This is a genomic window from Sphingomonas sp. LH128 (assembly GCF_000293195.2).
In the GTDB taxonomy this organism is placed as follows: Bacteria; Pseudomonadota; Alphaproteobacteria; order Sphingomonadales; family Sphingomonadaceae; genus Novosphingobium; species Novosphingobium resinovorum_A.
The window spans coordinates 1-24,171 of sequence record NZ_ALVC01000036.1; the positions used below are offsets into that span (position 1 = coordinate 1).

The following is a 24,171-nucleotide window of genomic DNA, read 5'->3' on the forward strand; positions in this document are numbered from 1 at the left end:
CCCCGCCGATCCCCGGCACATTCATCATCAATCTTGGTGAACTGGTCCGCGTGATGACCAACGGACTCTATCACGCAAACATGCACCGCGTCCTCAACAACCATAGCGGTCGGGATCGCTTCTCGGTGCCGTTCTTCTTCGATCCAAACTACTTCTATGAGATCAGATGCGTCGAGACGTGCCTTCCGGAAAACGGGGAGCCCGACTTTGAGGCGACGACGGTCGGTGGGCACATCGCCGCGATGTACCGCAAGACATATGGCCTGGCGGCCTGAGGGAGACTGAAATGGTCGCGTTGGCTTATACAAACATCTTCACGGCAGACATTGATCGTCTGGCCGAATTTTACGGCACGTTGTTCGACCTCGCCGAGATTACTGAAAGCCGGTCGCCCATCTTCCGAGGCTTCATCACGGAGTGTTCCTCGATCGGCTTCAGTGCGCCTGACGCCTACGATCTGCTCGGTCTGGAACCGCAGACAACCGCTGGCGATCGTGTTCTCCAGACATTCGATGTGGGCAGTGAAGCCGAGGTGCGTGAGTTGACGGCCAGGGCTACCAAACTCGGCGCCGCGATCGTGAAGGAACCGTTCGCAACCTACTATGGCTGGTTCCAGGCCGTGCTGCGTGATCCGGACGGCAACGCCTTTCGCATTAATTCTCGTGGGTAGGCTGCCTGGGCGAGATCGCTGACGCGGGCCGAGCCGTCGTTCATGCTTGACCTGAGCGAGGGGAATGATGGCCTGCTTACGCACAGTGTTCGAACCGGACCGAACCTGGCATTCACGTCGCAACTCATGTTCCTGATTAGAAGATAGAATGAGAATGCGCCGCTCCGAGATCTACGGGGATTTACCTTAGCCAAGAGCGATCACGGCTGGCAATATAGATAGTCGTCCAACGTGAAGCTGGCGTTTCCGTTCGCATCCCGCCGCGCAGCGAAAATGTGCAGATCGACGCGGCTCTCTACGGCAGGAATTATCAAAGGGCGTTCTATTTTCAGCAACGCAATGTGCTGATCATTGTGTTTGAAAGAGGTGGGAAGGCAACGGAAAAGGTACCGGATTTTCGCAACGGATAAAAATCCATGGCCACCTCCGCCGTCATCGACGCCGGTCGCCCCGCGCTGCCGCTCGGCTGCACGTTCGCCCCAGAGGACTGGTATGTTCTCGCCCGTCAGTGGTATCCTATCGCGCTAGCGCACGAGGTCGGGAAGAAACCGATCGGTACGCGGTTACTCGACCAGCCGCTCGTGATCTATCAGTTGGGAGATGAGGTCGTCATTGCGACCGATGTATGCCCCCATCGCGGCGTACCGCTCAGTCTTGGGACGCAGCATGACGACGGTATCGTTTGCCCCTACCATGGACTTAGATTCGGCAGTAGTGGCAGGTGTATTCACGTTCCCGCTCACCCGGTGCGCGATATTCCCGCGCGGTTGCACTTGCGTACCTACCCCAGTATCGAACGTTATGGGTTAATCTGGACCTGTCTTGATCCCGAAAGCGACGTACCGCATCAAAGGGCCATTCCGGATATGCCGCACTGGGACGAGGCCGAATTCCAGCAGATCGTCTGCCCTTGGATCGACATCCAGGGCTTCGCGGGCCGCCAGCTCGAAGGGTTTCTGGACGTCGCGCACTTTGCTTTCGTCCACCACGAGACTTTCGCCGATCCCGGCAATGCCGAAGTGCCCTCCTATACCACCAAACGAACTCAATACGGCTTCGAAGCCGAATACTGGAGCACCGTTAGCAACTATCCCATCGCTACGCCGCAACGCGATGTGCCGGGGTTCAATTGGCTGCGCCACTTTCGCTGCCACCTGCCGTTTACGGCGACGCTGGAAATCCACTTTCCCGGTAAGGATCGCCTCGTCATCATGAATGCAGCCTCACCGGTGTCGGCGCGCCTAACGCGCCTCTTCGCGCCGATCGCCCGGAATTTTGATACCGACTTACCGGTGCAGGACGTTTACGACTTCAACCGCCGCGTCTTCGAAGAAGACAAGGCCATCGTCGAAGCGCAGATGCCCGAATGGCTACCGCTCGATCCTACCGACGAAGCGCATATCCCCGCAGACATGAGTTCTATGACCTATCGTCGCGGTCTCAAGGCGCTCGGGCTCAAGCAGTTCTTCAGGTATTGACGGCGTGCCTGCGACGCACCGCGAAGCACGCGCGGTTATGACGCGGGTTTGATCATGATGGTGCACCGCACCGGCTTATTGGCCTGTATAGCGGCGTCGCGACATTTTCTGATCGCATCGCGATTGCTCTGCACCAGCGTATTGGCGAACACCACGGTGCGCCAGCGTTCCGGCTCGGACATGGCGAGCAGGCGCTCCCCCGCCGCCCATCGATCGAGGCCCAGCGTCCGCGCCGCCATACGCTCGGGAAGATGCCAGCTATCCGGCATGGCGCGCGCGACGAAGCCGGGAAGGATCGCGCATAGCAGCATCCCGGCGACCAGGCCGCCGCCGCCCCACTGGTGACGGTTGCGGCGCTGCGCGTCGATGGTGGCGGCGGTGCCTATGGCCGTGCGCAGGTCGCGCGAGGTGTCGGCCATCGCGCGTCTGGCTTCGACAAGCGCAGCATGGTCCTCGTGCCGCGCCATGGCCGCCGCCATGTCCATCCGCTCGGCGAACGCCTCCGGGGTCATCTTGAGGGCGGGCATGGCGGCGAGCGCGGCCAGCGTCTCGGCCATCGCGCCCATGCGCTTCGCGATCTCGGCCAGCGTCCTGCCATAGTCGGGAATGACCATTTCGGCCTTCTCGGCCGCCAGATTCTCGACCGCGCGGCGCAGCAGCGCCATTTCCTGCTCAAGCCGCGTGAACGCCTGTGTCGCCGGATCGGCGTGAGGCGCATTGGGCTGCAATTCATTCTCCATGCCGGTGTCTCCTGTCTAACGGTCTATGCCCATGCCGCGCCCGATGTCGCGGCCGTGATCGTGGGGAATGCTGTCGGCGAGGTCGCGCCCGAGACTGCGGCCCATGTCGCGCCCCAACTCCAGCCCAAGCTCGCGCTCGCGCAGTCCCAGCACCGATTCAAGCTGGGCGTCGCGCTCAAGGCTCTTCGCCATGTCGGCCATGTGCTGCGCGGTGGTTTTCGCCGCCCGGAAATTGCCGTCGCGCACTAGTTCGGCGTGCTGGCGCTGCAACTGCTGCCAGCCCTCGACAAAGCGATCGGCGCGCTGGAAGGGATCGACGCGGATTTCGGCCTCCTTCTGCATCGCCAGCACGGCGTCATGGCCGCGCCCTTCCGCCGCCTGGCGGATCAGTTCGGGACCATTGCGGAACGCGCTGTTCAAATCGGTCGAGCCTTTGGGCCGGATCGCGTCCAATGCGTCGCGGGCCTTGTCCAGCGCGGCGACCTGGTGCGGCATGGCGTCGATGCCCTGCGCGCGGGTCTGGCGGATCGCGTCGAGCGCCCCGGCATAGCGCTCCACCGCCCCGCGCAGGCCGCCCGCGCGCATCGGCATGGAATCATGGTCGCGCTGCTGCGGACGGGCGGGATCATGGATCGGCGCGGGCGGCCGGAAGTTCGCGAATATCCCCTGATCGCGCGAGGGCTGCTGCGGCTCGGGCGGCCGGAAATTGTCGAAGATACCGCGTGGCCGTTCGGGCGACGCCTCGCGCTCCTGTTCCCTGGCCTGCCCCGGCAGCGCGAGGCGCAGGCCGTCGAACATGCCGCGCGCCTTCTCCGCGATCGGCCGGACGATTTCCGCGACACGCGCGCCGAACGTGATGCCCCGCCGCTCGGCAAATTGCTCGGCGGGATCGCGCTTCGCATAGTCGCTCGCCATGTCCTTGGGCCGCTCGCGGCTGAGCAGGCGGACAAGGCGGGACTCGTCCTTGAAATCATCCTTCCCGTAATGCAGGTCCACGCCTTCGCGGTGGCGGGTCATGACCACATAGGTTCCGTGCCTGTCCATCCCCGGCGTGGCGAGCGCATGGGTGCGATCGACACTGACCGCCTGCGTCTTGTGGATCGTGGCGGCATAGCCATGATCGAGGTCGCGATAGTCCTTCATGTCGAACGACACGCAGCGCCCGTCATCGGTGCGCACGGTCATGCCCTGTTCGCTGACCTTCTCGATTGTTCCCAGCGTGCCGTTCTTGACCTCCATGCCCCGCTCGTTGCGCCGGAACATGACACGATCCCCGGAGGCAAAGTCCCGCTCGCCGTTCGCGGTTTTTACCCGCACATCGTCGCCCAGTTCCTTGCCCAGGTGCATCCGCTGGCGCGCCATCTCGTTGAGGTTCCGCACCTCTTCATTGGTATGGGTGAAGATCATCCGCGTCTTGTCAGGCTCGGCCTGCCGCGCCGCATCCCAGCGGTCGATCAGGTCGGCGCGCGCCTGCTCGCGGGTTTCGGCGACATGGACCATGCCCCGATCACTATAGGCCCGGATCGCCTCGCCGGTTCGGCCGGTCGCCAGATACCGGGTCGCGTCTTTCTGCCAGTCCTCATGCTGGCGGCGGATTTCGGTGATCTCGACGCCGCCATGGCGCTCATGCCTGGCACGGAACGCCGCGCCCGCCTCGATCGCCTGCAACTGCTCGGCGTCGCCCACCATCACCACCTTCGCGCCCGCCTCTTCGGCGTGGCTGAGAACGCGCTCCATCTGGCGGCTGCCGACCATGCCCGCTTCATCGATCACCAGCACGTCGCGCGACGTGAGCAGATCGCGTCCCTGCGCCCAGCCATATTCCATGCTGGCGATGGTGCGGGACGCAATGCCCGAGCCATTCTCCAGCCCCTCCGCCGCGATGCCCGACAGCGCGACGCCGCGCACCGCGAACCCGCTGCGTTCCCACGCCTCGCGCGCCACGCCCAGCATCGCGCTCTTGCCGGTCCCGGCATAGCCCACGACAATGCTCAAATCATGTCCGCCCGTCACATGCTCGAACGCCGCGCGCTGCTCGCCCGACAGCACAAGCCCATCCCCTTCCGCGCGCGTCAAAGCCGCCTCGCGTGCCTTCTCGTCGGTGCGGTGCCGCTCGCGCTCGGCCATCAATTCCGAAGCACGCTGCAACCGCTGCTCGGTCTCGATCATGTCGCGCGACGTAAAGCGATCATCGCCGCGCCCGTCCTTGCCCAGCGCGATCAAATCGGGCGAGCCGCGCACCGCGCTCATCGCCCGGTCATATTGCGCCTTGCCGTCGCTGTGGCGGTGGACGAACATGGCAAGATCGCGGGTGGTGAACGTGGCCTGATGGTGGGTGATCGCATTGAGCGCGATACCCGGCTCGGCGATGATGCGTTCGCCGTTGCGCTCGGCAATGGCGCGGTGATCCTCGATGCGCTCGGACTCAAGCCCGCGCTCGTCCATGCGCGAAGCGGCGGGGCCGATCTTGTCCTGCGGTTCGAGGTCGATGCCCTGCGCTTCAAGGCTGCGGTGGTCGATACGGGCGTCGATATCCAGTTCTGCGAGCCGGCTGTTGACATGATCCGCCCAGCGTTCGCGCCACTGCTCCACCAACTCCGTGCGGTTCCACTCGCGCTGTTTCGCGCCGAACCCGTCTTCGCCGACCTCCCGCATGGTGAGCATGACATGCGCGTGGGGTTTGGCGAGGCCGTCCGCGCTGATATCCCAATGGACATTCAAATCCGCGATCATGCCGCGCTCGACAAACTCGGCGCGCACGAAATCCTGTGCCAGCGCGATGCCTTGCTGCTGATTCATCTCGCGCGGAATGGCGAACTCGATTTCGCGCGCTAGCTGCGCGTCCTTGCGCTTCTCGGTGGCCTCGACCTCGTTCCAGAGGGTTTGCCGGTCCGAGAAGCGTTCGGGCGCACCTTCGGGCAGGAGGATTTCCGAATGGATGACGCCCGCCTTGTTCGTGAAGTCATGGTCGCGGTCGAGGCGATCGTCGTGCAGGCGCTCGGCCGCGCGATAGGCCGCCGCCGCGACGGCGCTGCGCCCTTGTCCGCGCCCGATGACCTGAACGGAAAAATGGAAGATCGCCATAACGATCATCCATTTACTACTCTGAGCGCACGTCGGCACGACGTATAAGCGCGCCCTCCTCGAATAAATTCCGAGCAGGGACTAGGCGGTGTCATCCCGTCCCAGCGACTCTACTGCGTCACCTCCTACCTTCTTCTATCATAGGCGCATCATCACTCAATGGAGACTTTGCTATGCGCAAGCCCAAGGACTTCGATTCGGAACTGAAAGCCCTTGCGGATAAGGCGAAGGCGATCAAGGAACGCCGCGTACGCCAGCTTGGCGAACTGGTCGCGGCTACGGGCGCGGATGCTCTCGACGCCGATCTGCTGGCCGGGGCGCTACTGCACGCCGCCGCCATGAAGGATGCTGCCACAAAGGAGGGCTGGCGCAAGGCGGGCACGGCCTTCTTTCAGGGCAAGGCACGCCAGCCTGCACCGTGATCTGACGGACAGCCGGAAGGCGCTCTGCCGCTCCAAGGCGGCGCGGCACCGCGTTGAGGCTGTAAAGGCACGAACCGACACAAGGGAATGGGTTATGAAGCGGCGCGAGCGCACACGGCATTTGATCGAGTTAGGCGGGCTGGTCGTCAAGGCGGGGCTGGTCGATCTGACTGAGGATGATCGCGCCACGATCTACGGTGCGCTTCTCACGGTAGGGGAGCAACTGCGTGGTGAGAAACGATTGAATGCGCTGGCGCTGTGGAAGCGCAAGGGCAAACGCACATTCGAGGCAGAGCGAGATGCTTTACGAAACGTTTGACGCCCTTAACTTCCAAGCTTTTGCAAGCGCAGGCGATAAGTGGTTTGCAGATAGTCTAGGCGATGCCGCGTCTCATCGTCTATGCATGCCCAGTAGGCGGGGTTCTGGCCAGTCCCACCGTCCCAAAGACTTCTTTCGGCCTTGCATGTCGCGTCCCGATAATTGATCCAAAATCGTTCTGCCTCCTGCAACTGGCGAAGGTTGTCCGGATGCAGGACAAGGCTGATCTTCTGGTACAGGCGATTTAACTCAGCGTCGGCCTCGCTCGCGGAACTGGTAAAGCATTCCGTAATATCGGCCGTGTTTCCCTTGGCCCAACACGGCGCAGCGTGCGAAGTCGTGGTGGCGGCTACCGTGATCCCGGCGCTGCCAAACGTGGCAGCGATCCCTAACAGTGAGAATGCAACGATTCTTTGCATAAAACCTCCATATCAAATCGCTCCGGCAAAGGGTCAGCAGATCCATTTGCCTTCGTCCTAAAGGCCAGCTAGAAAGCCGAATTATTTGTGCCGCTTGAATGTGTCGCAGACATCACCGTACGCTAGATGACATCAATGTGGTATCTCTGTCGGGTGTTGATCGATCCCGCCTTTCCCATGGTGCTGCGCAATGACGCCGTTCGCGTCCACCGCAATGCCGTGAAACGGGATCTCACGGTCAGCAAGGACACCTATGATCTCTATTCGCTCTCAGGCCTCACCAAGGGCGAGGAGAACCTGTGGGCGAAGTTCTCGACGCTGGGACAGGGTAAGGCCCGATATGATTTTCTGCAGAAGCTGATTGCGCGCCAGCCTGCTCTTCGGTTGGGCTTGCTGTTGGACGACCTTGCCGAAGCCCTGCTCATTGTCGGTGTCGCCGATCTACGCACGCGCGAAGGCGCGCTGCTGGTGCTGGAATGGATAGACGACAACTTCGGCGCGCCGTTGCTCCCGCCATCGGTCCTGAACATGTTCAGGCCCAAATTGCGGGCGCTTCGCCGACGGCGCTTTGGCTGGGTGGTTCCGCCGCAAAGTGGGGGCAAGGACCATGGGTCGGCCAGGGAAGGCGATGGCCCGATGGAATATCCCCGAGTCTGGTTGTCTGAACCGCAACTCGAACTCTATCGCGCCGATGCCGACTGGCCTGCAATTTTTGATGACGACCGGTCTCGCGGCGCATAGAGCCGAGCGTCATGGATGAACATATTCAGGCGATCATTCTCGCCGTAGTGGAACGTGCGCCGCAATGGGTACGGCGCGATCTCGAAGCGAAGGATATCGGCGTCCGCGCCCGGGCGGAAGAGACGCTTGCAGCGATGATTACCGCTGCGCTCAAAGGTGAAGCGGCGCCAGCAACACAAACGGCTGCGATCACGCCGGACTGATCGCCATCGGCGATGCGGTGACGATCGGTTCATCACGCTATATCATGCTCGCCCGATACCTTCGGGAGATAGGACATGGACGATGCGGATATCGACACCGATCGGATCGACGAAGCGGTCCTGGCGCTGATGTTCCTGACGCTGCACGAGGAAGACCGACGGTCGGGCATGGCGAGAGCCTGGAAGTCCTTCGACTGGGACGCGCTCGATCGCCTGCATGCGCAAGACCTGATTCTCGACCCGGTGGGAAAGGCAAAGTCGGTCCTGCTCACACCCGAAGGTCGGCGCCGCAGCGAGGAACTTTTCTACCGGCTGTTTGCGAAGGGCGACTGACGGCTCAGGGGTCAGTGCCCAGCATTCGCAACCAATCCTCGAAGCGCTTCGGGCCGATCTCGATCAGGTCGAGCACACTCGATATGCGCTCGAAGACATTCTCTCGCGTGATCGCCATCCGCGCGGCGATCTGATCCAGGGTCATTTTGTCGGCAGAGAAGAGAAGGACGGTTTCCCGCAACGGTTCGGGCAGGGTTTCGATCAGCAGGATCGCGACGGTAAGGTCATCATCCATCTTCCGCTGCCAGACGATCGGCTTGTCGATGCCCATGGCGCGTAAACGATCCGCGCAATAGCGTCGGTGCCGCTCACGTAACGCCCGCTCTGTCGGGCTGATCTGTGCGGCGCGCCAGCGCCTTGGCTTGTCGCCGTCGAGCATGGCAACGATCATCCCCAGTGCCTCTGCGATGCAGGCCATTACCGCTGTCATGTCGATCGACAGGCGGCGAGCGATTTCCTCGAAGGGGAGATCGTCGGCCTGATGCATCCTGAGCACCACGCGGGAAAGCAACGGCAGGCGCTCGACGGCATCGAGATAGGCGGCGCGCATTTCAGCCGTGGGGTCAGGCGAACTGGACATGATCCGCCTCCCGCGCAATCTCATTTAGCCCATCCAGCCGTTCGAGGCAGACGACCTGCACCAGCTTGTAGAGAGCGGCTGTGCAATCCATCGCCCAGGCCACCTCTTCAGGCGCAACCCGGTATGTGCGCCCGTAGCGCACCTCGACATAGGCGCGCCGGATACAGCCGAAGACACGCCGCTCGAAAGGCGTTTCCTGCGGCCATGCGAGGGCAAGGCGACTGTCCAGATATTCGGCGACTTCGCGCAGTTCGTCGAGGGCGTGCGTGCGCAGCCCATTGAGGGTCAGCGACCACGCCACGCACTGGTAGAGATGCTCGTTGGCCTGGTGCAGGAGGAGCGCCGCCATGGGCGCATTGCCGCGCTTTTCGAAAAAGGCCGCGCCCATGAGGAAATCACCGGCCCGTTCGTACCAGCGTGCGAACTCGCCATGCCCGCGCTCGCGCCGCCGTGCGGCAGGTAGCCTTCGCGGCGCTTCGAGGCGCGCGCTGCTGGCCTGATAGAGCGCGATGCCCTCGGTCGCGATCGTCACGAACCATGGGACGCCGTGAACGAGGGCGTGGTTCACATGGCTGAGCGTGTGAATGCATAGCCGCACCGGGTGGGTTATCTCGCCCACTTCCCATGCGCGCCGCAGCCGGTCGCGGATCGGCGCCCAATCATCCCGGCGCGCAGCGATCCGGTTGTGGTTGACGATAACCAGCAGCCGGATGGGCGCGGGTGTGAGTGCAGGACTTGCGCCCTGATCCCGGCATGCGTGCGCGCCGTAGAGGATCAGCTTGTCGATGCGGGCCGTCTTGTAGCGCTGCGCGCGCTTGTGGGCGCACAGGTCGTCGAAGCCTTCGAACAACAGGGCAGCGACCCTGCGCAGTTCCTCGCGCATGGAACCGGAGAGATGATCGAGGTCGGTGTGCAGGATCACGGCAATTCCTCCCCCGGCAGATCGGCATAGCCGGTGATCGTCCCCACATTGGCAATCAGCGTCGCTGCCGTTTCGACGATCTCGGCGGAAGGGAGTGCCGCGAGAACTACTCGCGCCTGATCTGGCCGTCTGCCACCGCGATGATAGTCCGATAGCGGCGTGATCAGCCGGTCGAGTTCGTCGCTGGGCGGCTCCAGTCCGTTCGCCCGGGCATGTCTCAGCGCGCCCTCCAGATCGAGCCCGATATGCCTTCGGTTCCAGTCATCGCAGTAGCCTGAATGGAGCAGCAGGGCCTTGAGCGCGAACTCCGTGGCATAGGCTGCCGCCTGTACGATCTTCGAGGAAAGGTCGCGCGCATGGGCCTCGACCATCATGCCGACGTGATCGACGGCGCGGCGGTAGAAGGTGACGGCAAGCAGGAGGTCGAAGTCGCCGGGGCGGTGGTAGAGATCGAGATTGTGGCGGGGATGATTGCCAAGATGGAAACGCAGCGAGCGTGGCCGCACCTCGTTGCCAATCTCGGCCAGAAGCGTGCCGAATGCCTCAGCAAGTATTATTCGAGCCTCGGCCTCGCTTGTGCGCAGGGGGCGGGATATCCGGCCAAGGTCGAGGCCGTAAGCCCGGTAGCGCTGGAAGGCGATCCGTTGCGGCTCGTACAAGCGTGCAACTGCTACCATGATGCGTTCATGGGCCGTCTTGGCCACGGCATTGCGCGGCGGGTCCATCGCCCGGTCGAACAGGACGATGCCGCCTTCGTAGCGCTCGGCCAGCCATGGATTGTTCTGGGAAAAGCGCGCGGCCTCATCGATGGTGAAGACCGATAGCTCGACCTCTATGGCCCGCACGAGTTGGGACTTGAGGACAGCCTGCGCGCGGCCCCAATAGCGCTCTTTCCCCTTATAGGCCTCATGGTCGACGAAGGCCCATATCTCGAATAATAGCGGCTCGCGGTCCCATTTGGTGCTTGCCGACTTATCGGCACTCTTGCCGACCAGCATCAAGCCTTCGAGCCTGCCGCGCCGGGGTGCGAGGTCGCGCCGATCGATGAAATAGGTGCGAAGTATGCGCACCGCGCGCTCGATCGCCATTCGGGGATAGGGTTCGAGATGAGCCACGCGGGCGACAACGCGGTCGCGCATCTCATTGTAGTCGGACATCTCGCGATCATGTTTCGCATCAGCCGCAAGCGTCGGCGCATGTCCGTCGTGGTTCTCGTCCATGGGAACCTCCGGTCCGCATCCGGGCGGATGGGGCGGAAGGAACGGGGCGGATGCGGTAATAAGGTCCCGAACTCCCGCGCGCTGAGACGCGGGAGCCGCCGGAACTGCTAACATGCACACGACATGCGCCGCCGCCTTTCACCCGCAGGTTTGGACATACGCGACGGCATCCCGGAAAACTGATTTTCCGAGTGGTTCTTGTGTGCGGGATTAGCAGTCCCGGCGCTGCCCTTTGCGCAACGCGGCGTGGATCATATCAGGAATTTGAATGGAGACAAAGTGCGCGCTTTGATTCCGTCGCTTGTGCGGTGCAACATTTATTGCCTTGCCGTTGCGCTTTGGAATGATATTCTCCGAACAGAGCACCATCCTCGACAACCTTGGCCCGCCGCGGTTCCCAACCTGTGGCGGGCCACTTGTGTTGAACAGTACAGGCGTGAGTGCAATGCGCTGAGTGGTTTGCGATGGTGCGGCATGAAGATATAATCCCAGCGTCCGGCCTGACGCTGGGCGGCCCAACGCGGTGCGGGAACACCGGCGTCGGGCCTGACCATAACCCTGACTGGAAGGGATACGGCTATGCAGCCCTTAACCTCCTCGCGGCGCGAAGTCATGCGCGCCTTGTCCATCATCCCTGCTCTGGTATCTGTGCCCGCCATGGCGCAGACATCTCAGCGAACCCGAAACATCGCCCTGAACTGGAACAGGGCGGTTGCGGCGGAGCGCGCCGCGAGACAAGCGATGGAGCAATTTTACCGCGGCACGATCCAGCCCGTGCTCGACGCCTTCCATACGGGCGAGGCGTCGATGCAGGAAGCGGTTGAAGCCGAAGATAGCGAACGGCCCTGGATTGATGCCTATGAAGCATCCGCCAAGCGGCTCGTCCGAACTCCAGCGCCCGATCTCGAAGCGGTCGTGACCAAACTGCGCATCGGCAACCGACACTATATGTTCAGTTCCGAACCCGATCCCGACCCGCTGCTGGAAAGGATCGCCGACGAAATCATGCTGCTTTCGTCGAAGGCTTGAAGGAACAGCACCACGCCCCGGCCTTTGGCCGAGGCGAATTTTCCAGCACGCCCGATCCGAGCGCCGTTCGCATCCGTAGCAAGAAAAGCCCCCGGAGGTATTCAGCGACCGGGGGCATTGGAAATCAGGCCGCTCGCGCGAAGGCGTGTCGATCCTCGACATCAGATTGCCTTCCCGTTTCGAGCAAGGCGGCGATCCTTTCCCACCGCTCGGCGCTGCCGACGCCGCCCCGGTTGGTATAGGTGGCAGGTGGGAAGGCCATCCAGCGCGGCACCCAGCCATCGACCTTGGCACGGCCATTGGTTCCCGCGAGGCAATCACGCACGACCTGGCGCTGGACCTTGACGCTTTCGCCAGCATTGGCGGTGGCAACCGTATCGCCTGCAACCTCTGCCACGATCGCGCCGACTACCTCCTTGTCGCGGATGCTGTCGAGCAAAGCGTCATCGGCCTGCCAGACCGATGCCATGTCCACTTTGAGCAATGCGCCCAGCAATTCCACCATCGCGCTTCCCGCCATCAGCGTTTCGCCCATGATGATGGCGAGGACGGACATGACCGTTTCGTCGGGGAGACCCATTAGATGGTTGAACAGCCGCGGCAGGCCATGATCGCCCGCATAGCCGCCCGTTACCGTGGGCGTGTCGGCATCGAAGCCCAGCAGGGCCAGAATCTCGCGCCGCTTGGCGTCGAACGTCGCTTCCGATGCGCTGGCCTCCACGCTTTCGGCGATCACATCGCTATTGGCACGCTGCCTCTCCACGTCCACCCGCCACAGCGGCGAGCCGACGATCGCATGGGCCAGCATCAGGCGAAGCGCCATGGCAGGCTGCGAGAGCAGGGACGCGCGCACGGCTGCATGACGGTGAAGGTCGATATAGTTCTGGACAGGAGCGCTGACTTCGGGGCGCACCGGCTTGGTAAGGCTCTCGCCTGCCTCGCGCTTACGCGCCTCCTTCCCGGTGATGTAGCCCTCATGGAACGTCACCTCACCGCGATGGCTAATCGCCACATAGACCCGGCCGCCTTTCTTCTTCTGGCAACGCTCATGCTCCCATGTGTGGAAATACTCGCCGCGCCCCATCACTTTGACCTCCTGCCATCCGGCTTCCCGGTAGGCATCCGCGTGGTTTTCAATCGCTGCCATCTGCGCCGTCCAGAAATCGGCAGCACACGCGAAATAGCTGTCCTCGCCAAAAAGGTCCGAGACGACCTCGCCCGAATATCCTTCAAGATCGAACAGCGCGACAGTGGTGGAAATGGCTGCTCCGCCCATGAGCCACGCCTTGAGGTTCTGGCCCAATGGGGCGTGGTCGCTCTCGCTATCGAGTAACGCCAGCCATGCGCGCTGCTGTGCCTTGCTGGCAAGGGTCAGGTGCCGCACGGTGGCGGCATCGATCTTTTCGGCGCGGTAGAGATTGCGAATGCGCGGCATCAGATTGCCCAGCGCAAGGGTCCGTTTCACCTGCAAGGCGGTCAGCCCAAAGGTCAGCGAAATATCCTCCACGCTGCGGCCCTCCCGGACAAGCCGTGTGAAAGTTGCGTGACGGGTCATCTCGTCGGGGTCCAACCTTGCGATGTTCTCGATCAGCGAGGCTTCCAGCGCTGCTGCATCATCACCTGCTGCCATCACGGCGCACGGCAACGGATCGATGCTCCCGTTTTCCTCTGCGACGGCCAGCGCGGCATGATAGCGCCGCTTGCCTGCCACGATCTCGTAGCTGTCATCATCCTTCTCCCGGACGATCAGCGGCACGAGGATACCCCGCGCGCGCACCGACGGCAGGATGTTGGTGAGGTCCGGAGCCTTCTTACCTCCGCGCATGTTGGCGGACGAAACCGAGAGGCTGGCGATGTCGATGTGCTTGAGTTCCATGTCTCTTACTCCTCTTCGCATCATCCCGGCCCCGGAATGCGGGGTGGGCGGCAAGAGCGCACCGGCAGGCGTGTCGGCAAAGGCGGACTGCACCCGAAGGGCTGAAACGGAGAGGAAGACCCGGCTTGCCGGGTTGCAGGCCGCCGCGACGCGCCTACAGGGTAGCGACGCCCACACCGCTTGTCGGAGCCGGTCTACGCCACCGCGCGCAAGCGCGATGTCCGCATGGGGAGCGGCGCAGCCGCTTCCCCCGCGTCATGCGATCGTCACGCCGTGAGGCGACGAGACGGCGCGTAGCGCTGGCTCGGTGGAGCGCAGCGACATAGAGCGCGGCCCGCGCAAACGCGCGGGGACGCCCATTCATTACCCGCTGCGAGATTCCAGATTTAAAAAGGCAAGATCGATACTGTTGCCCCGATCACCCCAGATCATGCGGCCACATTCTCGCGCCATGGAGTAGGCGCAGCAGGCGCACCGTATCCCCTGTCACCTTATAGGGTATGAGATAAGGCGTGCCGGAGATCACAAGTTCGCGTGTACCTTCAACCCGTCCCGGCCGTCCGCTGTGCGGAAAGTCCACCAGCTGCTGCACCGCGTCCTCTATGCGACCATCGACCAGAGCCGCAGTCCGCGGATCATCGTCGGCGATCCAGATGAAAACGGCGAGACGATCGGCCGCCGCGCGTTGCGACCAGTCCAGCTTCATAACGGCGGGATGCCCTGGCGGGCTTTGTCGCGCAAGGCAGCGAACTGGGCTGACACTTCCGCATCCGCAATGTCGGGGCGATTGTCGTCCAGCGCTTCCTGGACCCGGGCGCGAAACCAATCGTCATACGCCTGCTTTTCCACCAGCAACTCCATGGGGACGACGCCCTCACGGGCAGTACGGGTCAACAGGATGCGCACAGCGTCAGAGACGGTCAGCCCCATTTTTTCGAAAACAGCAGAGGCGCGCGCCTTCACATCGGCATCGATGCGCGTCTGGATGAGGGCATTCGTGGCCATGAGCAATCTCCTTTGACTACCTTGTAATGCAAACGCATGACTATTGCGAGCCTTCGTCCTTTGCGGTGGGATCAGTCAGCCCCGGCATCACGATATCGGCACTGAAATGCCGATGCCCTTGCGGCGCGGAATCGATTCAGGCAGATTATGATTCGTGACGGGCAGGCCATCGGAGAAGGACGATGGACATGCCAAATACATCGTAGCTTCGCCAGTTGTGGGAATGGTTGAGCTTAAAAGCGTGGCAATCGGGCAACATGCCCGAGAAAAACGCATGCAGGTCGTGACGCGGGAATGTTCCCGCAAATGCCCTCCAAGACCCTCCATGTCCCCCTACGACCCTCTATGACCCTATGACTGGGTGCCGGGCGGCGGTGCGGGTATTCACGACCTTCTTGTCTTCGGCAAAAACCCGGCCAATTCTAGGGCCCAGGGGGCTTTGGCAACGCAAGACCTGGAAGTTCCCTTTATGTTGAAATCCGATCGCATCATTCGTCGCAAGACCGTACTCGAACGGACCGGCCTTTCCCGGTCCACCCTATACCGCAAGATCGCGGAAGGCACGTTCCCCCGGCAGGTGAAGATCAGCATCCATGGTGCAGGCTGGCACGAGTCCGCCGTGAACCGCTGGATTGCCGATCCCGCCGCATGGCGTCCGGACAACGACAATCCTTCGCATGGGCCTTCGCATGGGATCACCGGTCATGGAGAAGGGTGACGACCCCGCGAGGCGCGATCGCCTGAACGCCGCCAACGACAATGAGCCTGACATCGATCTGTCGGGCCTGGATGTCGAAGCGGCGCTGACCCGCATTGCGGAGGCCATCGGGCGGCATATCGCGCGCCAGCATATCAGGGCGAGGAAAGCGGCCAATGACAATGATCCGGGAACACCGCTGAGGCCGCCGGAACCTTGACTTTTGACGACAATTTGGCTATTATAACCACATATTATGGAGATGTGGTTATGACGATTGAAGCGCATCCAGATAGCTGGACTGTGGCGCAGGCAAAGGCACGGCTGAGCGAGGTCATCGAAAAGGCGCGGCGCGAACCTCAGGCGATTACCCGCCATGGCAAGAGTGCCGTCGTCGTGGTCGATGCCGGACTATGGGAACGGGTCCAGCGCCGCCAGCATCGCGGCACTTTCGCCGACTTCCTGCTGACCTCGCCGCTGCGCGGATCAGGGCTTGAGGTGGAGCGCCTCAAGGACGGTGTGCGCGAGATCGATCTATGAGCTTCCTGCTCGACACCAACATCATCTCGGAAGGCGCACGGCCGCGTCCCGATCCCGGTGTGATGGAATGGCTGGCATCGATGGATGAGGAAGAATTATTCCTGAGCGTAGTATCAGTGGCGGAACTGCGCCATGGGATCGAGCGCATGGACAAGGGGGCGCGACAGGCGGGCCTCGACATCTGGCTGACCGAGCAACTGGCGCCGCGATTTGAAGACAGACTGCTCTCCATCGACAGCGTAACGGCGGACCTGTGGGGCCGGATCGTCGCCCGCGCCCAAGGCGCGGGCCGACCCATCGGCGCGATGGATGCTTTCATTGCCGCCCATGCCCAGCAGCATCAACTGACACTCGTAACGCGGAATGTTTCCGACTTCGAGGCGACCGGCATCCGCCTCTTCAACCCCTGGACCGAAGGGAAGGCCTGATGAACCGCATCGCCCTTTACGCCCGCTATTCCTCCGACCAGCAGAGCGCCGCCTCGATCGAGGATCAGCTTCGCATTTGCCGCGAGCGCGCGGCGCGCGAGGGCTGGCATGTCGTCGGCGTATATGAGGACGCCGCGATCTCGGGTTCAAGCATGATCCTACGCCCGGGCATCCAGTCGCTGGTGCAGGACGCACAGGCGGGCAAGTTCGATATCGTGCTTGCCGAAGCGCTGGACCGAGTGTCGCGCGATCAGGCGGACGTGGCGACGCTCTTCAAGCATCTTCAGTTTGCCCGCGTGCCGCTGGTGACGCTGGCCGAAGGCGAAATCTCCGAACTGCATGTCGGCCTCAAGGGCACGATGAATGCGCTGTTCCTGAAAGACCTCGCCAAAAAGACCCATCGCGGGCAACGCGGGCGTGTCGAAAAGGGCTTTTCGGCGGGACCGGTGGGCTATGGTTATCGGACCGTGCGGCGGTTGTCGTCCGAAGGTGAACTGGTGCGCGGCGAATGCCGCATCGAGCCGCCAGAAGTGCCGATCATTGAGCGCATCTTCCGCGAGTTCGCGGCGGGAAAGAGTCCGCGCGCCATCGCGCGCGATCTCAATGCCGATGGCATTCCCGGCCCATCCGGTCGGCCATGGAGCGATACCACTATTCGCGGGAAGCGCGCCCGTGGCATCGGCATCATCAATAACGAAATGTATCTCGGGGTGCGCGTCTGGAACCACAAGCACCATCTCAAAGACCCGCGTACAGGACGCGCCGTTGCCCGGACCAATCCCGAGTCCGATTGGGTGCGGGTGGAGGTGCCGCAATTGCGCATCATCTCCGACCAGATGTGGCAGGCGGTAAAGGAGCGGCAGGACGCGCTTGCGGTCGAGTACAAGCCTCTGATCGATGGCGTTCATGCCGCGCAGGCGAGCCGGATGCACAGGGCTCGGCGCCCCGCTTATCTGCTGTCTGGGCTGGTCGAATGCGGCGTGTGCGGCGACAAGATGGGCGTTGTCACCAACGGGCGCATCGGCTGTCTCAATCACCACCGCCGCCATGTCTGCACCAACCACCGCACCATCCGCCGTGAACTGCTGGAACAGCGCGCTCTTTCCGGCTTAGCAGAGCGCCTTGTATCCCCGGACAAGGTGCAGGCTGCCGTCGCGGCCTATGCCGAATACATCAATCTTGAGAACCGTCAGCAGCGGGCGCAAATTGATGCTGATGCCAGGGCGCTGGAGAAGATCGACAAGGCGGTCGCAGGGATCATGGCCGCGATCGAAGACGGCCTGTACCAGCCCGTCATGAAGGCGCGCATGGCGGAGCTTGAGCGGCAGAAGGCCGAAATCACTGCCCGCATTGCGCAGGCTCCGCAGGCCATTCCTGACGTGCATCCGGGTACCGCCGAAATCTACACGCGAGAGATGCAGCGCTTCACTCAGGCGCTCGAAGACCCGGAAACCCGGATCGATGCTGCCGATGCGATCCGATCGCTTATCGAGCGCATCGTGCTTCATCCCGGCGAGAAGCACGGCGAAATCCACGCCACGCTCCATGGTGCCCTGATGGGCATTCTGGATTTTGTCCAGGACACCCCTCGACCCAAGGTCATCGTTACGACAAAGGTGGCCTTGGGTTCACGGGGATGACGGAAAAAGGGGGGAAGGCGACAGCGCGCGCCCTCACCGATCCTCTATCGCATGAATCACGGCATGTAGGACATGCCTCAGCTGCCGCCGCCGAAGCCCACCAGCAACTTCGCCCTCTCCGGCACCCGTGTACCGAAGGCGTCGCGCGCAGGCGCCCAGCGCACGATCTCCACCGCCAGCCCGCACAGTTCCTTGTCGAACGCGGGCGAGACGGATGCCGGATCCATCTTGCACTCTGTCGTGTTGCCCTGCTCGTCCACCTGGAAGTTCAGGTCGTAGCGGCCGAACGGCTTGGCTTTCAGCTGCGTATCGTAACGCTCCTTGAGTTCGGTGAGCGCATGGTTGAACTCGACGAGGCTGGCGTCATCCCAGCGCGGCTTCTGGCGCAGGCTGGCGAACTGCTCTTCGGTCACCAGCGGCCGCATCGCGCGGATGACACCGTACCAGCGCATCACGCGCGCGATCTGCAACGGCGACTGGCGGTCGATGGTGGTCTGGCACGTCCCGCCGATCGGGTCGGCCTTGGCCCGCAGCAGCGCCTGCGCCGCAGGCCAGCGATGGTAGGCGACCGCCCAGGCGAGCGGGGTGAGGCCGAACAGATCGGGCTTGTCGATGCCCTTGGGATCGCGCTCCAGCAGGATGCCGATATCCCGGATCGAGCCGCGCCGCGCCGCCGCGCCGAGCCCGTGCTCCATGCGCGCGACGCCCAGTTCGGCGAAACCGTAGGGCTGTTCGATCCCGGCATCGGGATTGTCCGGCATCGTCGGCGCCGGCCCGGCCTTGTCGACCGCACGGCAGACGTCGGCATAAGGATAGCGCGGATCGGCCAGCATCGCGGCGTTGTAGCGGCGACCAAAGCCGGTGACGGTATCGTCGGGCTTCTGCTGCCCGCCCTCGACCTTGCCCTCCGGCACGAAGGCCACCGCGCGCACGGTCCATGGCGAAAGGCCGCCAAGCATGCGGCACTGTACGCCGTAAGCCTCGGTGGAGATGCCGGTCGGCGTGGTCGCGGCAATCAGGCGAAAGTCGCCCATGTCGAGCGCCTTGTGTGCCTCCGCCACGGCGTTGGCGCTACCGTCCTTCAGCCTGCGGCGCAGCGAGCGGTCACCCTTGCGCAGCTTGTCCAGGAACGCGGTATCCGCACGCAGGTCGCCGCATTGGGTTACCGAGGCGCCCTCGACACCGAGATTGCCCTTGGGCGCGTCGTCCGAGCACGCGGCCGTCGTCAGCGCGCCCATGCACAGGATGGTGGCCGTCAGAAGCCGCTTGCCGATCAAGACCTGTCCCCGATTGGAATCCGTGGCGCCTCACGGCGCCGATGAAGCTGGCGCGAATAGCATAGCCGCGCGCTGTTGGAAGAGCATTACTTGCGGGAAGGCCCACCATGCCCCTGGGGCTTCGACAAGCTCAGCCTGAGCGGAATTGGGAGGTTTGCACTTAGCCCCGCTCTCCCTGAGCCTGTCGAAGGGTCACCCTGAGCTTGTCGAAGGGCCGGCCACCCACGCAAAAAGGCCCCGGTGTTTCCACCGAGGCCCTTCTGTCTCGTTCAACGTGAACCTGTGAAGGTTCAGTCGACGATCTTCACCATGTGCGGCAGCTTGGCGATGGCACCGCGCACTTCGGCGGTGTCTTCGCGCTCCACGATACGGTGCATCTTGCCGAGGCCGAGACCGATGAGGATCTTCTTCTGGCTCTCGGGGCGACGGATCGGCGAACCGATCTGCTGGATCTTGATCTTCGCCATGATGCTTACTCCACGATGGCTTCGGCAGCGGCCTCGGCCTCTACCTCGGTAGCACCACCGCGACCAAGCAGGTCGGCGATCTTCTTGCCACGACGCTGGGCCACCGACTTCGGCGAAGTCTGCGTGGTCAGCGCGTCGAAGGTGGCGCGGATCATGTTGTACGGGTTCGAGGTGCCCACCGACTTGGTGACGACGTCAGCGACGCCCAGGCTCTCGAACACGGCGCGCATCGGACCACCGGCGATGATGCCCGTACCGGCCGGAGCCGTACGCACGTTCACCTTGCCGGCGCCGAAGTGGCCCTTGCCGTCGTGATGGAGGGTACGACCCTCCTTCAGCGCGACGCGGATCATCTTCTTCTTGGCCGAGGCAGTCGCCTTGGTGATCGCCTCGGGAACTTCGCGGGCCTTCGAGTGACCGAAGCCCACGCGGCCCTTGCCGTCACCGACGACGACGAGCGCGGCGAAGCCGAAGCGCTTACCGCCCTTGACGGTCTTGGAGACGCGGTTGATGTGAACGAGCTTTTCGATCAGCTCTTCACCCTGCTCCTCGTCGGCGTTGCGGTTGCCGCGACGGTCGTCACGACGGCCGCCACGGCCACCGCGCTCACCACCGCGATCGTTGCCGCCACGGCCACGGCCGCCACGACCACGGCCGCCTTCGCGGTTACCCTCGAACGGCGCGCCGCCCTGGGGTGCTTCAGCCGAAACCGGCTGCGTGTTGTTGTTTTCGTCAGCCATGATCAGAACTCCAGCCCGCCTTCACGGGCGGCTTCGGCAAGCGCCTTGACGCGGCCGTGATACAGGAAGCCACCGCGGTCGAACACGACCGAGGTAACACCCGCCTTCTTGGCGGCCTCGGCGAGTTCCTTGCCAACGCGGGTCGCGGCGTCGAGGTCGGTGCCCTTGGCGCCCAGCGTGTTGGCTGCAGCGACGGTGTGGCCCTGCGCATCGTCGATGATCTGCGCATAGATGTGACGGCCGGTGCGGTGCACCGACAGACGGGGACGACCACCCGAACGGGCCTTGAGCGCGGTGCGAACGCGGCGCGCGCGGCGATCGAAGAGAGACAGCTTTGCCATTACTTCTTCTTCCCTTCCTTGCGGAAGATGTACTCACCGCGGTAGGCGATACCCTTGCCCTTGTAGGGCTCAGGCTTGCGCCAGCGGCGAATTTCGGCCGCAAGCTGGCCGACCTTCTGCTTGTCGATGCCCGAGATTTCGACCGTGGTGTTATCCGGGGTCTTGACCTCAATGCCTTCCGGCACGGCGATGTCGACGTCGTGCGAGTAGCCGAGCTGCAGCTTCAGGGTCTTGCCCTGCGAAGCGGCACGGTAGCCGACGCCCTTGATGTCGAGGATCTTGGTGAAGCCGTTGGTGACGCCTTCGATCAGGTTCGACACGAGGGTGCGCTGAAGGCCCCAGTGGCTGCGCGACTGCTTCGACTGGCCGATGGGCTGCACGGCGATCGCACCGTCGTCCACCGAGTAGGTGACGAGGTCCGACAGACCCAGGGTCAGGGTGCCCTTGGGGCCCTTTACCGAGAGAACACCGTTGTCGATGTTGGCGGTGACGCCGTTGGGAACGGCCACCGGCTTCTTACCGATGCGGCTCATTAGAACACCTCCGCCAGCACTTCGCCGCCGACGTTCTGTGCACGTGCTTCGGCATCCGAGAGCACGCCGCGAGGCGTCGAGACGATGGTGATGCCGAGACCGTTGCGAACGACCGGGAGTTCCTTGGAACCCGAGTAGACGCGGCGGCCGGGCTTGGAGACACGAGCGATGTGCTTGATGGCGGCTTCGCCTTCGAAGTACTTCAGCTCGATGCGCAGCTGCGGGTGGGCGCCGGTGGCGTCGTCGGAGAAGCCACGGATGTAGCCTTCACGCTGGAGAACTTCCAGGACGCGCGCACGCAGCTTCGAGGCCGGCGAGAGGACGGAGTCCTTCTTCGCCTGCTGGCCGTTGCGGATGCGGGTGAGCATATCACCCAGGGGATCGGTCAATGCCATTGCTTCTAACCCTTACCAGCTCGACTTGGTCACGCCGGGGATCATGCCCTTGTTGGCAAGATCACGCAGCTCGACGCGGCACAGGCCGAACTTGCGGTAATAACCGCGCGGACGGCCGGTCGTGGCGCAACGGTTGCGAACCCGGGTGGGGTTTGCGTTGCGCGGGATCTCGGCCAGCTTCAGGCGAGCAATGAGACGCTCGGTTTCATCGAGCGACTGATCGTCAGCGACCGCCTTGAGGCGCTCGTACTTGCCTGCATACTTCTTGACGAGCTTCTTGCGACGCTCATTCTTGTTCACGGAACTCAGTTTCGCCATGGACTTAAGCTCTCTTCCTCAGCGGCTCACGCCGCCTCCTGCTGTTCCGACTCTTCAGCCGGGAACGGGAAACCGAACAGACGCAGCAGCTCGCGCGCTTCGTCGTCGGTCTTCGCGGTGGTGGTCACGATGATGTCCATGCCACGAACCTTGTCGATCTTGTCGTAGCTGATCTCCGGGAAGATGATCTGCTCCTTCAGGCCCATGGCGTAGTTGCCACGGCCGTCGAACGACTTGGGGTTCAGGCCACGGAAGTCGCGGATGCGGGGCATCGCGATCGTGACGAGACGATCCAGGAACTCGTACATGCGCTCGCGGCGGAGCGTCACCTTGCAGCCGATCGGCATGCCTTCGCGCAGCTTGAACTGGGCGATCGACTTGCGGGCCTTGGTGATGACGGGCTTCTGACCGGCGATGAGTTCCATCTCGGCAGCGGCAGTCTGGACCTTCTTCTTGTCCTGGCTGGCTTCACCGACGCCCATGTTGAGCGTGATCTTCTCGATCTTCGGGATTTCCATCACGTTCTTGTAACCGAACTTCTCGGTCATCGCCTTCGCGATTTCAGCGTCGAACTTAGTGCGCAGACGCGGAGTGTACTGCTCAGCCATCGATCGTCTCCCCGGACTTCACGGCCACGCGGACCTTGACGCCGTCCTTGATTTCGAAGCGAACGCGGGTCGGCTTGCCGTCCTTGTCCGCAACAGCGACCTTGCTGATGTGCATCGGCGCGGGAACGCGGTCGATGCCGCCCTGCGGGTTCTGCTGGGTGGGCTTGCGGTGCTTGGTGGCAACGTTCACGCCTTCGACGACAACCTTGCCGTCCTTGGGCTGAACCTGCAGCACGGTGCCGGTGCGGCCCTTGTCCTTGCCGGACAGGACGACGACGGAGTCACCCTTCTTGATCTTAGCGGCGGCCATTACAGCACCTCCGGCGCGAGCGAGATGATCTTCATGAAGCCACGGCCGCGCAGTTCGCGCACCACGGGGCCGAAGATACGGGTGCCGATCGGCTCCTCGTTCTTGTTGATCAGCACGGCAGCATTGCTGTCGAAGCGGATCACGCTGCCGTCCGTGCGGCGCACGTCCTTGCGGGTGCGCACGATCACAGCACGGTGAACGTCGCCCTTCTTGACGCGAGCGCGGGGCTGCGCCTCCTTGATCGACACCACGATGATGTCGCCGACGCCGGCGAAACGACGCTTGGAGCCACCCAGTACCTTGATGCACTGGACGCGCTTCGCGCCGCTGTTGTCCGCCACGTCGAGATTGGATTGCATCTGGATCATCGATCCGAGTCCTTCTCATCTGGCTTGCCGGAACCAGTCCGGCAGTTCCTAAAAAGACAGGCCCCCGAAGAGGCCCGAGTCGCCCTGCGCGGGCGAAGGCGGCCCTTTGCCGCATTCACCCGCGAAGGTCAACACTTGTGTCAGGTAAGGCCAAAGCCGGGACCTTGCAGCCCCGGCTTCGATCTCAGCGGAGGATCAAACCTCGGCTTCGAGTGCCGTACCCTTGCTCGCCTGAAGACGGTCAAGAACCTTCCAGGTCTTGGTCTTCGAGTAAGGCGCCGTCTCCTCGATCCGGACTTTCTCGCCGGTCTTGAAGGCGTTGTCCTCGTCGTGGGCGTGGTACTTCTTCGAGCGGCGGATGATCTTCCCGTAGAGGGGGTGCTTCACCTTGCGCTCGACGAGCACGGTCACGGTCTTGTCCGTCTTGTCGGAGACGATAGTCCCGCTAAGAATACGCTTGGGCATCGT

Annotated in this window: 34 protein-coding genes; 14 read left to right on the forward strand and 20 right to left on the reverse strand. The window is 63.0% G+C overall.

The annotated features are described in order from the left end of the window. The 3 genes from LH128_RS03485 to LH128_RS03495 form a co-directional block, all read left to right on the forward strand. Window positions 1-275: 2OG-Fe(II) oxygenase family protein (locus LH128_RS03485; protein ID WP_008828196.1), on the forward strand; the 275-nt coding region annotated here is incomplete at its 5' end. Between the two features lie 11 nt (window positions 276-286). After that, window positions 287-670, forward strand: coding sequence for a VOC family protein (locus LH128_RS03490; protein ID WP_008828197.1), 384 nt, complete (start codon window positions 287-289; stop codon window positions 668-670). 416 nt (window positions 671-1,086) lie between these two features. After that, the gene (locus LH128_RS03495) at window positions 1,087-2,148 is read left to right on the forward strand and encodes a Rieske 2Fe-2S domain-containing protein (protein WP_051211403.1); all 1,062 of its coding nucleotides are present in this window, start codon (window positions 1,087-1,089) and stop codon (window positions 2,146-2,148) included. A gap of 35 nt (window positions 2,149-2,183) precedes the next feature. On the opposite strand, the gene LH128_RS03500 is transcribed toward LH128_RS03495, so the two are convergent. Together LH128_RS03500 and traA are read right to left on the reverse strand one after the other, a co-directional pair. After that, the gene (locus LH128_RS03500; RefSeq protein WP_008828199.1) at window positions 2,184-2,888 is read right to left on the reverse strand and encodes a DUF6118 family protein; all 705 of its coding nucleotides are present in this window, start codon (window positions 2,886-2,888) and stop codon (window positions 2,184-2,186) included. A 15-nt stretch (window positions 2,889-2,903) separates the two neighbouring features. Further along, window positions 2,904-5,972 carry a Ti-type conjugative transfer relaxase TraA gene (gene traA, locus LH128_RS03505; protein ID WP_037517583.1) on the reverse strand — a complete coding sequence of 1,023 codons (3,069 nt, stop codon included), beginning with the start codon at window positions 5,970-5,972 and terminating at the stop codon, window positions 2,904-2,906. A 173-nt stretch (window positions 5,973-6,145) separates the two neighbouring features. On the opposite strand from traA, the gene traD reads away from it, so the two are divergent. Continuing rightward, entirely contained in the window at window positions 6,146-6,394 is a 249-nt protein-coding gene (traD, locus tag LH128_RS03510; protein WP_008828201.1) for a conjugal transfer protein TraD, read from the forward strand. A gap of 94 nt (window positions 6,395-6,488) precedes the next feature. Beyond that, window positions 6,489-6,713, forward strand: coding sequence for a conjugal transfer protein TraD (locus LH128_RS34135; protein WP_008828202.1), 225 nt, complete (start codon window positions 6,489-6,491; stop codon window positions 6,711-6,713). A 5-nt stretch (window positions 6,714-6,718) separates the two neighbouring features. Here LH128_RS34135 and LH128_RS03520 read toward each other — a convergent pair whose 3' ends face one another. Continuing rightward, window positions 6,719-7,132, reverse strand: a complete 414-nt coding sequence (locus tag LH128_RS03520) for a lysozyme inhibitor LprI family protein (protein WP_008828203.1) — start codon at window positions 7,130-7,132, stop codon at window positions 6,719-6,721. A gap of 153 nt (window positions 7,133-7,285) precedes the next feature. Here LH128_RS03520 and LH128_RS03525 point away from each other — a divergent pair, with 153 nt between their 5' ends. The 3 genes from LH128_RS03525 to LH128_RS03535 all read left to right on the forward strand — a co-directional run bounded on the left by LH128_RS03525 (window position 7,286) and on the right by LH128_RS03535 (window position 8,409). After that, window positions 7,286-7,873, forward strand: a complete 588-nt coding sequence (locus tag LH128_RS03525; RefSeq protein ID WP_008828204.1) for a hypothetical protein — start codon at window positions 7,286-7,288, stop codon at window positions 7,871-7,873. Between the two features lie 11 nt (window positions 7,874-7,884). Then, window positions 7,885-8,076 carry a DUF6771 family protein gene (locus tag LH128_RS03530; RefSeq protein WP_008828205.1) on the forward strand — a complete coding sequence of 64 codons (192 nt, stop codon included), beginning with the start codon at window positions 7,885-7,887 and terminating at the stop codon, window positions 8,074-8,076. Window positions 8,077-8,151: 75 nt separating this feature from the next. Further along, a complete protein-coding gene (locus LH128_RS03535; protein ID WP_008828206.1) occupies window positions 8,152-8,409 on the forward strand; it encodes a DUF6429 family protein in 258 nt (85 codons plus the stop codon). Window positions 8,410-8,413: 4 nt separating this feature from the next. Here LH128_RS03535 and LH128_RS03540 read toward each other — a convergent pair whose 3' ends face one another. The 3 genes from LH128_RS03540 to LH128_RS31230 are packed head-to-tail and all read right to left on the reverse strand — an operon-like array spanning window position 8,414 to window position 11,131. Continuing rightward, window positions 8,414-8,959: a sigma factor-like helix-turn-helix DNA-binding protein gene (locus LH128_RS03540; RefSeq protein WP_172704924.1), complete on the reverse strand. Its 546-nt coding sequence runs from the start codon at window positions 8,957-8,959 to the stop codon at window positions 8,414-8,416. Window positions 8,960-8,972: 13 nt separating this feature from the next. Beyond that, entirely contained in the window at window positions 8,973-9,911 is a 939-nt protein-coding gene (locus LH128_RS03545) for a HEPN domain-containing protein (protein WP_008828208.1), read from the reverse strand. Continuing rightward, the gene (locus LH128_RS31230) at window positions 9,908-11,131 is read right to left on the reverse strand and encodes a hypothetical protein (RefSeq protein ID WP_008828209.1); all 1,224 of its coding nucleotides are present in this window, start codon (window positions 11,129-11,131) and stop codon (window positions 9,908-9,910) included. Before LH128_RS31230 ends, LH128_RS03545 begins: the two co-directional genes overlap by 4 nt. Window positions 11,132-11,788: 657 nt before the next feature. Between LH128_RS31230 and LH128_RS33095 the strand changes: the two genes are divergently transcribed. After that, entirely contained in the window at window positions 11,789-12,160 is a 372-nt protein-coding gene (locus LH128_RS33095; RefSeq protein ID WP_327195051.1) for a hypothetical protein, read from the forward strand. A 124-nt stretch (window positions 12,161-12,284) separates the two neighbouring features. Here the strand turns inward: LH128_RS33095 and LH128_RS03560 are convergent, their stop codons facing one another. The 3 genes from LH128_RS03560 to LH128_RS03570 form a co-directional block, all read right to left on the reverse strand. Further along, the gene (locus LH128_RS03560; protein ID WP_008828211.1) at window positions 12,285-14,036 is read right to left on the reverse strand and encodes a ParB/RepB/Spo0J family partition protein; all 1,752 of its coding nucleotides are present in this window, start codon (window positions 14,034-14,036) and stop codon (window positions 12,285-12,287) included. A 418-nt stretch (window positions 14,037-14,454) separates the two neighbouring features. Beyond that, a complete protein-coding gene (locus tag LH128_RS03565; protein ID WP_008828212.1) occupies window positions 14,455-14,742 on the reverse strand; it encodes a type II toxin-antitoxin system RelE/ParE family toxin in 288 nt (95 codons plus the stop codon). Beyond that, on the reverse strand, window positions 14,739-15,041 hold the full coding sequence (locus LH128_RS03570) for a type II toxin-antitoxin system RelB/DinJ family antitoxin (RefSeq protein WP_008828213.1): 303 nt from the start codon (window positions 15,039-15,041) through the stop codon (window positions 14,739-14,741). The genes LH128_RS03565 and LH128_RS03570 overlap by 4 nt, the downstream gene beginning before the upstream one ends. A gap of 469 nt (window positions 15,042-15,510) precedes the next feature. Here LH128_RS03570 and LH128_RS03575 point away from each other — a divergent pair, with 469 nt between their 5' ends. The 5 genes from LH128_RS03575 to LH128_RS03595 are packed head-to-tail and all read left to right on the forward strand — an operon-like array spanning window position 15,511 to window position 18,346. Continuing rightward, the gene (locus tag LH128_RS03575) at window positions 15,511-15,759 is read left to right on the forward strand and encodes a helix-turn-helix transcriptional regulator (RefSeq protein WP_008828214.1); all 249 of its coding nucleotides are present in this window, start codon (window positions 15,511-15,513) and stop codon (window positions 15,757-15,759) included. Further along, the gene (locus LH128_RS03580; RefSeq protein ID WP_008828215.1) at window positions 15,746-15,958 is read left to right on the forward strand and encodes a hypothetical protein; all 213 of its coding nucleotides are present in this window, start codon (window positions 15,746-15,748) and stop codon (window positions 15,956-15,958) included. Before LH128_RS03575 ends, LH128_RS03580 begins: the two co-directional genes overlap by 14 nt. A gap of 50 nt (window positions 15,959-16,008) precedes the next feature. Next, window positions 16,009-16,278: a type II toxin-antitoxin system Phd/YefM family antitoxin gene (locus LH128_RS03585; RefSeq protein ID WP_008828216.1), complete on the forward strand. Its 270-nt coding sequence runs from the start codon at window positions 16,009-16,011 to the stop codon at window positions 16,276-16,278. Beyond that, complete coding sequence (locus LH128_RS03590; protein WP_008828217.1) at window positions 16,275-16,706, forward strand: type II toxin-antitoxin system VapC family toxin; 432 nt, start codon at window positions 16,275-16,277, stop codon at window positions 16,704-16,706. Before LH128_RS03585 ends, LH128_RS03590 begins: the two co-directional genes overlap by 4 nt. Beyond that, complete coding sequence (locus LH128_RS03595; protein ID WP_008828218.1) at window positions 16,706-18,346, forward strand: recombinase family protein; 1,641 nt, start codon at window positions 16,706-16,708, stop codon at window positions 18,344-18,346. The genes LH128_RS03590 and LH128_RS03595 overlap by 1 nt, the downstream gene beginning before the upstream one ends. A gap of 77 nt (window positions 18,347-18,423) precedes the next feature. Here the strand turns inward: LH128_RS03595 and LH128_RS03600 are convergent, their stop codons facing one another. The 11 genes from LH128_RS03600 to rpsQ form a co-directional block, all read right to left on the reverse strand. Beyond that, window positions 18,424-19,623 carry an ankyrin repeat domain-containing protein gene (locus LH128_RS03600; protein ID WP_008828219.1) on the reverse strand — a complete coding sequence of 400 codons (1,200 nt, stop codon included), beginning with the start codon at window positions 19,621-19,623 and terminating at the stop codon, window positions 18,424-18,426. Window positions 19,624-19,913: 290 nt separating this feature from the next. Continuing rightward, window positions 19,914-20,090, reverse strand: a complete 177-nt coding sequence (gene rpmD, locus LH128_RS03605; protein WP_008828220.1) for a 50S ribosomal protein L30 — start codon at window positions 20,088-20,090, stop codon at window positions 19,914-19,916. A 5-nt stretch (window positions 20,091-20,095) separates the two neighbouring features. Further along, complete coding sequence (gene rpsE / locus LH128_RS03610) at window positions 20,096-20,830, reverse strand: 30S ribosomal protein S5 (RefSeq protein ID WP_008828221.1); 735 nt, start codon at window positions 20,828-20,830, stop codon at window positions 20,096-20,098. A gap of 2 nt (window positions 20,831-20,832) precedes the next feature. After that, window positions 20,833-21,171: a 50S ribosomal protein L18 gene (gene rplR, locus LH128_RS03615; RefSeq protein WP_008828222.1), complete on the reverse strand. Its 339-nt coding sequence runs from the start codon at window positions 21,169-21,171 to the stop codon at window positions 20,833-20,835. After that, window positions 21,171-21,704 (reverse strand): 50S ribosomal protein L6, encoded by a 534-nt coding sequence (rplF, locus tag LH128_RS03620; protein WP_008828223.1) that lies wholly within the window; start codon window positions 21,702-21,704, stop codon window positions 21,171-21,173. Before rplF ends, rplR begins: the two co-directional genes overlap by 1 nt. Beyond that, window positions 21,704-22,099 (reverse strand): 30S ribosomal protein S8, encoded by a 396-nt coding sequence (gene rpsH, locus LH128_RS03625; protein ID WP_008828224.1) that lies wholly within the window; start codon window positions 22,097-22,099, stop codon window positions 21,704-21,706. The genes rplF and rpsH overlap by 1 nt, the downstream gene beginning before the upstream one ends. 12 nt (window positions 22,100-22,111) lie before the next feature. Further along, on the reverse strand, window positions 22,112-22,417 hold the full coding sequence (rpsN, locus tag LH128_RS03630) for a 30S ribosomal protein S14 (protein ID WP_008828225.1): 306 nt from the start codon (window positions 22,415-22,417) through the stop codon (window positions 22,112-22,114). Between the two features lie 26 nt (window positions 22,418-22,443). Further along, window positions 22,444-23,025 carry a 50S ribosomal protein L5 gene (gene rplE, locus LH128_RS03635; protein WP_008828226.1) on the reverse strand — a complete coding sequence of 194 codons (582 nt, stop codon included), beginning with the start codon at window positions 23,023-23,025 and terminating at the stop codon, window positions 22,444-22,446. Further along, the gene (gene rplX / locus LH128_RS03640; protein WP_008828227.1) at window positions 23,018-23,335 is read right to left on the reverse strand and encodes a 50S ribosomal protein L24; all 318 of its coding nucleotides are present in this window, start codon (window positions 23,333-23,335) and stop codon (window positions 23,018-23,020) included. Before rplX ends, rplE begins: the two co-directional genes overlap by 8 nt. Continuing rightward, window positions 23,335-23,703: a 50S ribosomal protein L14 gene (gene rplN / locus LH128_RS03645; RefSeq protein WP_008828228.1), complete on the reverse strand. Its 369-nt coding sequence runs from the start codon at window positions 23,701-23,703 to the stop codon at window positions 23,335-23,337. Before rplN ends, rplX begins: the two co-directional genes overlap by 1 nt. Before the next feature lie 195 nt (window positions 23,704-23,898). Next, the gene (gene rpsQ, locus LH128_RS03650) at window positions 23,899-24,168 is read right to left on the reverse strand and encodes a 30S ribosomal protein S17 (RefSeq protein WP_008828229.1); all 270 of its coding nucleotides are present in this window, start codon (window positions 24,166-24,168) and stop codon (window positions 23,899-23,901) included. Window positions 24,169-24,171: the final 3 nt, after the last annotated feature.